Here is an 11,673-nt window from a genome sequence, read left to right on the forward strand (position 1 = left end):
AGGTCGGGTGCGTTACTGTGGTGTTATAAAATAATCAAAACAGGAAAGCAGAGGTGGGGCAACGAATTCCCGTTACGCTCGGCAATATTGCGCCGCTGACGTTAAAACCGTTTCGCGCAGGTCAACTCGCGCTGGTCTGCGAAGGTGGAGGACAGCGCGGCATTTTCACCGCCGGCGTGCTGGACGAATTTATGCGCGCGCAGTTCAACCCGTTTGACCTCTACTTCGGCACGTCTGCCGGGGCGCAGAACCTTTCTGCCTATGTCTGCAACCAGCCCGGCTACGCGCGAAAGGTCATCATGCGCTATACCACAGCGAAAGAGTTTTTTAATCCGGTGCGCTTTGTGCGCGGCGGTAACCTGATCGATCTCGACTGGCTGCTGGAGTCGACCTCCAGCCAGATGCCGCTGGCCATGGACACCGCGGCCCGTCTGTTTGATAGCGGCAAAGAATTCTGGATGTGCGCCAGCCGGGGGGATGACTATTCGCCGGGCTATTTTTCGCCTCAGAAAGAGAACTGGCTGGACATCATCCGTGCCTCCAGCGCGATCCCCGGTTTTTATCGTACCGGTGCGCTGCTGGACGGCATTAGCTATCTGGACGGGGGGATCAGTGACGCGGTACCGGTGCAGGAAGCCGCCCGTCGCGGGGCGAAAACCATTGTGGTGATCCGTACCGTACCGTCGCAAATGTATTACACGCCGCAGTGGTTTAAACGGATGGAGCGCTGGTTGGGCGACAGCAGCCTGCAGCCGCTGGTGAACATCGCGAAGCAGCATGAAACCACCTACGGCGCGATGCAGCGCTTCATTGAAAAACCGCCGGGTAAGCTGCGTATTTTTGAAATCTATCCGCCTAAGCCGCTGCTGAGCATGGCCCTGGGCAGCCGCGTCCCTGCGCTGCGCATGGATTACAAAACGGGACGGCTGTGCGGGCGCTACTTCCTGGCAACGGTGGGGAAAATGCTGGCGGAGCAACCGCCGCTTCATCGCCATAAACGCATTATTACGCCGCCTGCGATTGTCGCTAACGATGCCCTGACGATGCCGCTGGTGGATATTCCGCAGGCGAATGACGCTTTACTGGATAACGAGGATCTGGCGTGACGCACCGCTTTGTCGATACCCACTGCCACTTTGATTGCCCGCCGTTTACGGGGGAGGAAGCGCAAAGCATTGCGAAAGCCGCTGACGCAGGCGTTCAGGCCATCATTGTGCCGTCAGTGGAAGCGGCGTACTTTTCCCGCGTGCTGGATCTTTCTGCACGGCACCCCGCGCTCTATGCGGCGCTCGGCCTGCATCCGATCGTGATTGAGCGGCATCGTGATGAGCACATAGAGAGACTTGATGAGATAGTGCAGACCGCAGGCGACAAGCTTGTCGCCATCGGGGAGATCGGCCTCGATCTTTATCGCGAGAACCCGCAGTTTGAGCGCCAGCAGACGATCCTCGACGCGCAGCTCAGGCTGGCGAAGCGTCACGATCTGCCGGTGATCCTCCATTCAAGACGCACGCACGATAAGCTGGCGATGCACCTGAAACGCATCGATCTGCCGCGCAGGGGCGTCGTGCACGGTTTCTCCGGCAGCCTGCAGCAGGCGCAGCGTTTTATTGAGCTGGGCTATAAAATTGGAGTGGGTGGCACCATCACCTATCCGCGTGCCAGTAAAACCCGTGACGTGATGGCACAGCTGCCGCTGTCGGCGCTTCTGCTGGAAACCGATGCGCCGGATATGCCGCTGAACGGTTTTCAGGGACAGCCGAATCGCCCGGAACAGGCGGCGCGCGTGTTCACCACCCTGTGTGAACTGCGACAGGAGCCGGAAGAGGTGATTGCCGATGCGCTGCTGGAAAATACGCGTTCGGTATTTGGCATCACGCTATAGATAAAGCGCCGGGCGGATCACCGTTATCCTCTGTTTTTCCAGCGCCCGCGCAAGCGGTTCAACGTCTTCCGGCGTGGCGCTGCGCCACGACGCCGCCTCACCGTACACGCCATGCGCATGAAACGCGTTAAGGCGTACCGGCACGTTTCCCAGCCCGTGGATAAACGCCGTCAGCGGCTTCAGATGTTCCAGGTAATCACACTGCCCCGGAATCACCAGCAGGCGGAGCTCCGTCAAACGGTGGCGTTCTGCCAGCCAGCGGATACTCTGCTTGATCTGCTGATTGTCGCGTCCGGTCAGGAAGCGGTGGTGTTCGTTCCCCCATGCTTTCAGGTCCAGCATCGCGCCATCCAGTACCGGCAGCAGCTTTTGCCAGCCGGTTTCGCTTAACAAACCGTTGCTGTCGACCAGGCAGGTCAGATGATTCAGGGCGGGATCGGCTTTGATCGCGGTGAACAGCGTCACTAAAAACGGTAATTGCGTTGTGGCTTCACCGCCGCTGACGGTGATCCCTTCGATAAACGGTGCGGATTTGCGGACCTGGGCGAGGATCTCTTCCACGCTGAAGCGGTGCGCCATAGGCGTTGCCTGCTGCTGACACAGGTGCAGACAGGTGTCGCACTGCTGGCAGTCGCTCTCCTGCCACCAGACGCGCCCGGCCTGAATGGTCAGCGCATCGTGCGGACAGTGGGGCACACAGTCCCCGCAGTCGTTGCAGCGGCCAATCGTCCACGGGTTGTGGCAGGTTTTACAGCGCAGGTTACAGCCCTGCAGGAACAGTGCCAGGCGGCTGCCCGGCCCGTCCACGCAGGAAAAAGGAATGACCTGACTAACTAAAGCGCATCTGCTGTTCATGGCTAATCACGCGCGACTGACGTTTCAGAATGCGGGTATTGCGTGCGGCTTCTTCCCCCAGCCACGTGGTGTTCGTTCTCGACCCTGCTTCCCGGTATTTCTCCAGATCCGATAGCCGCACCATATACCCGGTGACGCGCACCAGATCGTTACCCGCCACGTTGGCGGTAAACTCGCGCATACCCGCCCTGAACGCGCCCAGGCACAGCTGAACCACCGCCTGCGGGTTGCGTTTTACCGTCTCATCCAGCGTCAGGATATCGCTTATCCCGGAAGAGTAGTGCTTGTGATGGGGAGCTACCGCCAGCAGGTGGCTGATGGGATCTGGCTCGTCGCCGTAGGGCAGGCGCGCGCCCGGCGTGGTGCCGGAGTCGGAGCTGATCCCCGACTGCGCGTGAAGCATCGCGCGCTGCTTCCAGCCGTGCTTCACCGGCGTGTTTTCGACAAACGCCGCAAGCTGTTCGCTGATGCGATAGCCCAGCGCGTTGGCCTGCTCATCTTTGCCGTAACGTCCCGCGATGCCAGCTTTCTCACAGAGCACGTTTACCGCTTCCGCCAGTCCGTACATGCCAAACATCGGCACAAACCGATCGGCATCAATCAGCCCCTCTTTTACCAGGAAGCTATTCTCAAAGAAGCCAGATTGCTCGTACAGGAAACCACAGCGTGCATCGATGATGGCCATTTGCTGCTGGCAATAGTGCGGGAGCGTGCGGGTGAAGAAGTCTTCAATGGACGTGCTGCATTCAGCAATGGCTTTGAGGTTAAGGCGCACCAGGGTGCTGCCGCCGCCAGCCAGAGGCAGGGAGTTGTAACAGCTCACCACGCCATAACGACCTTTTGTGAAAATTTTATCATTCACCGGGCCATTAGAAATGTGCGGTTTACTGCATTCACATATGTTTTTTGCTACCTCAAGCAGCAAATCGTCCGGGGTGGTCTCTGGATCATAAATAAAGGTCAGGTTCGGCGCGACCTGCTTCAGCTCTGCATCGGCACGCAGAATGGCACGGGTGATGGGCGTATCTTCCGGCCCGATATTGGCATGCATAAAGGCATCCGGCAGCGTACGGTCAAGATAGCGCCAGAAACGTTTTATTCGGCTATTGATTTCTTCTTGTGTTAGAATTCTAACATATGGTTGCAGCAGCGCATCAAGCTGGCCGAGATAGACCGGCATCGATGTGACGGACGGAACATGGTGATAAAGGATGGTTAGCAGCGAGAGGGCATCGTCGAGATCTTTTGCCCCTTCCAGCTCCAGCCATTCTGAACCGTTAGCCAGAAATTTTGCGTAATCCGGCAGAACGTAACGGGGTTTGTAAGGCGCATGGCCTTCGAACATGTCGCAGATAAACCCCTCGTCCAGCGCGGCGCGCGCAGCTTCAGGAAGTGCCGGATACGGCAGGTTGTTTTCCGCTTCCAGAGCCAGAAAATGACGTTTTTGTTCCGCGGATAACACCGGGCTTGTCACAATCTGCTGGCAACGTTGCTGCAGGGCGTCGGGGCTGGAGTGGGGCATATTCGCTTCCTTGAATGTTCTGCGGATGATGAACGGATTGTAGAAAGCCTGCCTGTTGGCGCTTTTGATCCCACAGGGGGTATTGCTGCTTTAGTCGGCAATTTGCGCACTAAAGTTTGAAGAATATCTCATTACAGTAATGCAAATTTGTACGCAGTTTTCATTAACTGTGATGAATGTCGAAGTGTGGATGCGGGTGGATGTTAGAATACTCACAGACCCGCAAGGTAAAATTTATACGGCACTGCCGTTGGAGATTGTTATGACCGATTTAACTGCAAGCAGCCTGCGCGCGTTGAAACTGATGGACCTGACTACCCTGAACGATGACGACACCAATGAGAAAGTCATCGCCCTGTGCCATCAGGCGAAAACGCCAGTGGGTAACACCGCAGCCGTTTGTATCTACCCGCGCTTTATCCCGATTGCCCGTAAGACGCTGAAAGAGCAGGGCACGCCGGACGTGCGCATTGCAACCGTGACTAACTTCCCGCACGGCAACGACGATATCGAGATTGCGCTGGCAGAAACCCGCGCGGCGATTGCTTACGGTGCAGACGAAGTTGACGTGGTGTTCCCGTACCGCGCGCTGATCGCCGGCAACGAGCAGGTCGGTTTTGACCTGGTGAAGGCCTGTAAAGACGCGTGTGCGGCGGCAAACGTGCTGCTTAAAGTGATCATCGAAACCGGCGAGCTGAAAGAAGAGGCGCTGATTCGTAAGGCATCTGAAATCTCCATCAAAGCCGGTGCGGATTTCATTAAAACCTCTACCGGTAAAGTGCCGGTTAACGCCACCCCGGAAAGCGCGCGCATCATGATGGAAGTGATCCGCGACATGGGCGTGTCCAAAACCGTTGGTTTCAAACCTGCGGGCGGCGTGCGTACCGCCGAAGACGCGCAGCAGTTCCTGGCGATTGCTGACGAACTGTTCGGCGCCGACTGGGCCGATTCCCGTCACTACCGTTTCGGTGCGTCCAGCCTGCTGGCTAGCCTGCTGAAGGCGCTGGGTCACGGCGACGGTAAGAGCGCAAGCAGCTACTGATTGCCAGACAACGCCGGATGACGCTTCGCTTATCCGGCCTACAGGATCGTAGGGCGGGTAAGCGTAGCGCCACCCGCCACAACTCCCCCGATTCCGCATGGAGGTTACCGTGTTTCTCGCACAAGAAATTATTCGTAAAAAACGTGATGGTCATGCATTAAGCGACGAAGAGATCCGCTTCTTCATTAACGGCATTCGTGATAACACCGTCTCAGAAGGGCAGATTGCGGCTCTGGCGATGACCATTTTCTTCCACGATATGTCGATGCCTGAGCGCGTGTCGCTGACCATGGCGATGCGAGATTCAGGAACCGTTCTGGACTGGAAAAGCCTCAACCTTAACGGCCCGATTGTGGATAAACACTCCACCGGCGGCGTGGGCGACGTAACGTCTCTGATGCTCGGCCCAATGGTGGCAGCCTGTGGCGGTTACATCCCGATGATCTCCGGACGCGGCCTGGGCCACACTGGCGGTACGCTCGACAAACTGGAAGCCATTCCGGGCTTCGATATCTTCCCGGATGACAACCGCTTCCGCGACATTATTAAAGACGTTGGTGTGGCGATTATCGGCCAGACCAGCTCTCTTGCTCCGGCAGACAAGCGTTTCTACGCGACCCGCGATATCACCGCGACCGTTGACTCCATCCCGCTGATCACCGCCTCTATCCTGGCGAAGAAGCTGGCAGAAGGGTTGGACGCGCTGGTGATGGACGTGAAGGTAGGCAGCGGCGCGTTTATGCCAACCTATGAACTCTCTGAGGCGCTGGCCGAAGCGATCGTTGGCGTCTCCAACGGCGCGGGCGTGCGCACCACCGCACTGCTCACCGATATGAACCAGGTGCTGGCTTCCAGCGCCGGTAACGCCGTCGAAGTGCGTGAGGCGGTACAGTTCCTCACCGGCGAATACCGTAACCCGCGCCTGTTCGACGTCACCATGGCGCTGTGCGTTGAGATGTTAATCTCCGGCAAGCTCGCCAAAGACGACGCCGACGCCCGCGCGAAGCTGCAGGCGGTGCTGGACAACGGCAAAGCGGCGGAGATCTTCGGCCGCATGGTCGCGGCGCAAAAAGGCCCGACCGACTTCGTCGAAAACTACGCGAAATACCTGCCAACCGCGACGCTCAGCAAAGCGGTGTATGCCGATAGCGAAGGGTTTGTTTCTGCGATGGACACCCGTGCCCTCGGCATGGCGGTGGTCTCGATGGGCGGCGGCCGTCGTCAGGCGTCAGACACCATTGATTACAGCGTCGGCTTTACCGATATGGCCCGTCTGGGCGACAGCGTTGACGGCCAACGTCCGCTGGCGGTGATCCACGCCAAAGACGAAGCCAGCTGGCAGGAAGCGGCGAAAGCGGTGAAGGCGGCCATCACGCTTGACGATAAAGCACCGGAAAGCACACCGACTGTCTATCGCCGTATCACCGAATAGCGGTATACTGATCTGATCGATAATTTTTGAAGCACTACGTACGGAGAACAATTATGAAACGTGCATTTATTATGGTGCTGGACTCATTCGGCATCGGCGCAACCGAAGATGCAGAACGTTTTGGTGACGTGGGTTCCGATACCATGGGTCACATCGCGGAAGCCTGTGCGAAAGGCGAAGCGGACAACGGTCGTAAAGGCCCTCTGACTCTACCCAACCTGACCCGTCTTGGTCTGGTAAAAGCGCATGAAGGCTCTACCGGTAAAATCGCAGCCGGTATGGACGGCAACGCGGAAGTCGTGGGCGCCTACGGCTGGGCGCACGAGCTCTCCTCCGGTAAAGACACTCCGTCTGGCCACTGGGAAATCGCCGGTGTGCCGGTGCTGTTCGACTGGGGCTACTTCTCCGATCACGAGAACAGCTTCCCGCAGGAGCTGCTCGATAAGCTGGTGAAGCGTGCCAACCTGCCGGGCTACCTCGGTAACTGCCACTCTTCCGGTACCGTGATTCTGGACCAGCTCGGCGAAGAGCATATGAAAACCGGCAAGCCGATTTTCTACACCTCTGCTGACTCCGTGTTCCAGATTGCCTGCCACGAAGAGACGTTCGGCCTGGATAAACTCTACGAGCTGTGCGAAATCGCCCGCGAAGAGCTGACCGAAGGCGGCTACAACATTGGCCGCGTGATCGCGCGTCCGTTTATCGGCGACAAAGCGGGTAACTTCCAGCGTACCGGTAACCGTCACGACCTGGCCGTTGAGCCGCCAGCGCCAACCGTGTTGCAGAAGCTGGTCGATGAGAAAGACGGTCACGTGGTGTCCGTGGGTAAAATCGCGGACATCTACGCCAACTGCGGCATCACCAAAAAGGTCAAAGCCACCGGTCTGGATGCGCTGTTCGATGCCACCATCAAAGAGATGAAAGAAGCGGGCGACAAGACCATTGTCTTCACCAACTTCGTGGACTTCGACTCCTCCTGGGGTCACCGTCGCGACGTCGCGGGTTATGCTGCGGGTCTTGAGCTGTTCGACCGCCGTCTGCCGGAGCTGATGGAGCTGGTGGGTGAAGATGACATTCTGATCCTGACCGCGGACCACGGCTGTGACCCAACCTGGACCGGTACCGACCACACCCGTGAGCACATTCCGGTGCTGGTGTACGGCCCGAAAGTGAAGCCGGGCTCGCTCGGTCACCGTGAAACCTTCGCGGACATCGGCCAGACTATCGCGAAATACTTTGGTACGTCTGACATGGAATATGGCAAGGCCATGTTCTGAATCATGTAGGGTGCGGTCTGATGCCCTCACCCCGGCCCTCTCCCACAGGGAGAGGGTGAAAAGAATAAACAATGTAAAAGGAACTGAAGATGGCAACTCCTCACATTAATGCAGAAATGGGTGATTTCGCTGACGTCGTATTGATGCCGGGCGACCCGCTGCGCGCGAAGCACATTGCAGAAACTTTCCTGGAAGACGTGCGTGAAGTGAACAACGTTCGCGGCATGCTGGGCTTCACCGGTACCTATAAAGGCCGCAAAATCTCTGTCATGGGCCACGGTATGGGTATCCCATCCTGCTCTATCTACACCAAAGAGCTGATCACCGACTTCGGCGTGAAGAAAATCATCCGCGTTGGCTCCTGCGGCGCGGTGCGTATGGACGTTAAGCTGCGCGACATCGTTATTGGTATGGGCGCCTGCACCGATTCCAAAGTTAACCGCATGCGTTTCAAAGACCATGATTTCGCGGCAATTGCAGACTTCGGCATGGTACGTGACGCGGTTGACGCGGCAAAAGCGCTGGGCGTTGACGCGCGCGTGGGTAACCTCTTCTCTGCTGACCTGTTCTATGCACCGGACGGCGGTGAGATGTTCGACGTGATGGAAAAATACGGCATCCTGGGCGTGGAAATGGAAGCGGCGGGCATCTACGGCGTTGCGGCGGAGTTTGGTGCGAAAGCGCTCACCATCTGCACCGTGTCTGACCATATCCGTACCCACGAGCAGACCACCGCCGCTGAGCGTCAGACGACCTTCAACGACATGATCAAAATCGCGCTGGAATCCGTTCTGCTGGGCGATAAAGAGTAATTCTGTCTCTTCCCTCCCTCTCCCTGTGGGAGAGGGCCGGGGTGAGGGCACCAAACCGCACTTAACGTACGGCCTGCGCAATCCATGCTGACAAATCCCTTAACTCTTTTTCCTGCTCCGGGAAATCCCCAATCAACGCGTCGCATTCCTGCTGCAGCATATCCGCCCGGTATAAACAGCCCTGCAAACGTGCCGCCAGCGCCTCTAACGGTGCCGGATTCAGGCTATCGGTAAACACCTGCGTGCGGGTGATATGGCCTTTCTCCACGTCAAAATGCAGCTCCACGCCGCCCCAGGTAAAACGCTCATCCAGCAGATGGGAAAACGCAGGAGCCTGGCCGAAGTTCCACTCCCAGCTGCTCTGGCGGGCGAAGGTTTCCGCAAAGTTGGGCAGGTCCGGGGTTTTGTCAGGAGAGATCACTTCGGCTTTCACGCGCTCGCCGTAATGTTCAAAGAACGCGTCACGGATCGCATCGCAAATCTGCTCGTGCGTAATCCCCGGCAGCAGCTCCACCAGATTCGCCACGCGCCCGCGCACGGAGGTAATCCCCTTAGCCTGGAGCTTTTTCTTGTCCGGATTCAGGTAGTTCGCCAGACGGCTCAGATCGGCATTCAGCAACAGGGTGCCGTGGTGGAACCCGCGATCCATCGTTTCGCGGTAGGCGGAGCCGGAGACCTTCCGGTCGCCCTCGGGGGTTTTGACCACCAGATCGTTACGTCCGGAAGCTTCAGCCTTCACGCCGAGTGAATTCAGCGCATTGAGGACAATGGAAGTAGAGATGGTTTTGTCGTACTCCGGTTTTCCTGCCATAAAGGTAAAGCAGGTATTGCCCAGATCGTGGAACACCGCACCGCCGCCGCTGCTCCGGCGCGCCAGGCGGACGTTGTCCTCTTCCATACGCCGGGTGTTGCACTCTTTCCATGGGTTTTGCGCACGACCAATGACCACCGTATCGGCGTTACGCCAGAGAAACAGTACGCGCTGGGTGGCGGGCATCTGGCGGAAGATGCACTCTTCTACCGCGAGATTAAACCAGGGATCGTAAGAGTCAGAGATAAGCAGGCGTAACGTCGTCATGGCAAAGTTCCTTTTCCGAATCGTTCGCCTACTTTATCACTATTCTTTCTTCTCGCTCTCTTCGTCTTCAGGGACGGATTTGCTGGCGGTCAGCAGGAACGGGGATTGCTGCCAGCGCGAGCGCTTGCCCCGAAGCAGGGTGCGTGCCAGCACAACGCCGATGGCGAGTGAAAGCAGCAGCATCAGGCGCAGAATATTGGTGGTATTATCGACCTGTTTGGCTTCAGTGGGCAGGGTGTGGGTATCCAGGGTCAGGCGCAGATAGCCCAGCGGACCATTCTTTCCCTGAATAGGTTCGACGATCTGCTGGTTAAAATAACCCCCGGCTTTTTTACCGTCCAGCGCCAGCCTGTCGCGCACGTCGACGTGCTCGCCCGCGCGGGCAATCAGGTTGCCTTGCTCATCATAGACGCCGGCATCAAGAATGCGGCTGTTCTCCGTGAGCTGGCGTAAAACCTGGCCTATCCGCTTATCGTCCGGCGTTTCAGTCCGCATGGACGGCGCGACGTTGAGCGTCACCTGGCGTGCCAGCGTGCGGGCCAGCTCTTCAAACTGAGGGTTGCGTTGCCGTTGATGGTTCTGGCTAAACCAGGATGCCCCTTGCATCAGCACCACTAACAGTGCGAGACAGGAGAGGACAATCACGGCGCGATGGAGCCGGAATTTCAGTTTTGCGCGAGCCATATTCCACCTGCTGAAAATTTACGGCTTAATGTTGCCAGAAGTGATGGTTACAGGGTAGCCTCATGCGTTATTTTCCCTCTGCAACCTTCTGGCGCGAACGAAACTACAGGAGCTTTAATGCCGAACATTACCTGGTGTGACCTGCCAACGGATGTCTCTTTATGGCCAGGATTGCCGCTCTCTTTAAGTGGCGATGAGGTGATGCCTCTGGATTACCACGCCGGTCGTAGCGGCTGGCTCCTCTACGGACGCGGTCTGGATAAGCAACGCCTGACCCAGTATCAAAGCAAGCTGGGTGCGGCGATGGTCATCGTCGCCGCCTGGTGCGTGGAAGACTACCAGGTTATTCGCCTGGCGGGCTCTCTGACGCAGCGCGCAACGCGTCTGGCGCATGACGCCGGGCTGGACGTCGCGCCGCTGGGTAAAATTCCGCATCTGAAAACGCCGGGCCTGCTGGTGATGGACATGGACTCTACCGCCATTCAGATCGAGTGTATCGACGAAATTGCAAAGCTGGCGGGCAGCGGCGAGCTGGTAGCGGAAGTGACCGAGCGTGCGATGCGCGGCGAGCTGGACTTCACCGCCAGCCTGAGACAGCGCGTGGCGACCCTGAAAGGGGCCGATGCCAACATTCTGCGCCAGGTGCGCGACGTGCTGCCGCTGATGCCAGGGCTGACGCAGCTGGTGCTGAAGCTGCAGTCGCTGGGCTGGAAAGTGGCGATCGCCTCCGGTGGCTTCACCTTCTTCGCGGATTATCTGCGGGAAAAATTGCATCTGACCACCGTGGTGGCCAACGAGCTGGAGATCATGGACGGCAAGCTGACCGGCCAGGTGATCGGCGATATTGTGGATGCCCAGTACAAAGCCAATACGCTGACGCGTCTGGCGGAAAAATATGAAATTCCGGTTGTCCAGACCGTCGCGATCGGGGATGGCGCTAACGACCTGCCGATGATCAAAGCGGCCGGCCTGGGCATTGCCTACCATGCCAAGCCAAAAGTGAATGAAAAGACGGAAGTGACTATCCGTCACGCTGACCTGATGGGGGTGTTCTGCATTCTCTCCGGCAGCCTTAATCAGAAATAA

The 11,673-nt window shown here is 57.8% G+C and carries 11 protein-coding genes; 7 read left to right on the plus strand and 4 right to left on the minus strand.

Annotation, left to right across the window (positions count from 1 at the left end; translation table 11 throughout):
* The first annotated feature begins 53 nt into the window (after window positions 1-53).
* The gene (locus tag ACDO57_RS14920; protein ID WP_024908268.1) at window positions 54-1,106 is read left to right on the plus strand and encodes a patatin family protein; all 1,053 of its coding nucleotides are present in this window, start codon (window positions 54-56) and stop codon (window positions 1,104-1,106) included.
* Window positions 1,103-1,885, plus strand: coding sequence for a TatD family hydrolase (locus ACDO57_RS14925; protein ID WP_061715998.1), 783 nt, complete (start codon window positions 1,103-1,105; stop codon window positions 1,883-1,885). The genes ACDO57_RS14920 and ACDO57_RS14925 overlap by 4 nt, the downstream gene beginning before the upstream one ends.
* Here the strand turns inward: ACDO57_RS14925 and ACDO57_RS14930 are convergent.
* Window positions 1,880-2,740, minus strand: coding sequence for a YjjW family glycine radical enzyme activase (locus ACDO57_RS14930; protein ID WP_061715997.1), 861 nt, complete (start codon window positions 2,738-2,740; stop codon window positions 1,880-1,882). The two genes, ACDO57_RS14925 and ACDO57_RS14930, sit on opposite strands and share 6 nt — an antisense overlap.
* Entirely contained in the window at window positions 2,715-4,262 is a 1,548-nt protein-coding gene (locus ACDO57_RS14935) for a YjjI family glycine radical enzyme (RefSeq protein ID WP_061715996.1), read from the minus strand. Before ACDO57_RS14935 ends, ACDO57_RS14930 begins: the two co-directional genes overlap by 26 nt.
* A gap of 262 nt (window positions 4,263-4,524) precedes the next feature.
* On the opposite strand from ACDO57_RS14935, the gene deoC reads away from it, so the two are divergent.
* The 4 genes from deoC (at window position 4,525) to deoD (ending at window position 8,825) form a co-directional block, all read left to right on the plus strand.
* Window positions 4,525-5,304, plus strand: a complete 780-nt coding sequence (gene deoC / locus ACDO57_RS14940) for a deoxyribose-phosphate aldolase (RefSeq protein ID WP_003856543.1) — start codon at window positions 4,525-4,527, stop codon at window positions 5,302-5,304.
* Between the two features lie 109 nt (window positions 5,305-5,413).
* Window positions 5,414-6,736 (plus strand): thymidine phosphorylase, encoded by a 1,323-nt coding sequence (gene deoA / locus ACDO57_RS14945; RefSeq protein WP_061715995.1) that lies wholly within the window; start codon window positions 5,414-5,416, stop codon window positions 6,734-6,736.
* 53 nt (window positions 6,737-6,789) lie between these two features.
* A complete protein-coding gene (gene deoB / locus ACDO57_RS14950; protein WP_024908262.1) occupies window positions 6,790-8,013 on the plus strand; it encodes a phosphopentomutase in 1,224 nt (407 codons plus the stop codon).
* An 89-nt stretch (window positions 8,014-8,102) separates the two neighbouring features.
* A complete protein-coding gene (deoD, locus tag ACDO57_RS14955; protein ID WP_032649888.1) occupies window positions 8,103-8,825 on the plus strand; it encodes a purine-nucleoside phosphorylase in 723 nt (240 codons plus the stop codon).
* A 61-nt stretch (window positions 8,826-8,886) separates the two neighbouring features.
* Here deoD and lplA read toward each other — a convergent pair whose 3' ends face one another.
* Both lplA and ACDO57_RS14965 read right to left on the minus strand, forming a co-directional pair.
* Entirely contained in the window at window positions 8,887-9,903 is a 1,017-nt protein-coding gene (lplA, locus tag ACDO57_RS14960) for a lipoate--protein ligase LplA (RefSeq protein ID WP_061715994.1), read from the minus strand.
* A 39-nt stretch (window positions 9,904-9,942) separates the two neighbouring features.
* Window positions 9,943-10,587: a YtjB family periplasmic protein gene (locus ACDO57_RS14965; RefSeq protein ID WP_061715993.1), complete on the minus strand. Its 645-nt coding sequence runs from the start codon at window positions 10,585-10,587 to the stop codon at window positions 9,943-9,945.
* A gap of 117 nt (window positions 10,588-10,704) precedes the next feature.
* Between ACDO57_RS14965 and serB the strand changes: the two genes are divergently transcribed.
* Window positions 10,705-11,673, plus strand: a complete 969-nt coding sequence (gene serB, locus ACDO57_RS14970) for a phosphoserine phosphatase (protein ID WP_025757501.1) — start codon at window positions 10,705-10,707, stop codon at window positions 11,671-11,673.

Source organism: Enterobacter cloacae complex sp. 2015409 (genome assembly GCF_041365315.1).
GTDB lineage: Bacteria > Pseudomonadota > Gammaproteobacteria > Enterobacterales > Enterobacteriaceae > Enterobacter > Enterobacter pseudoroggenkampii.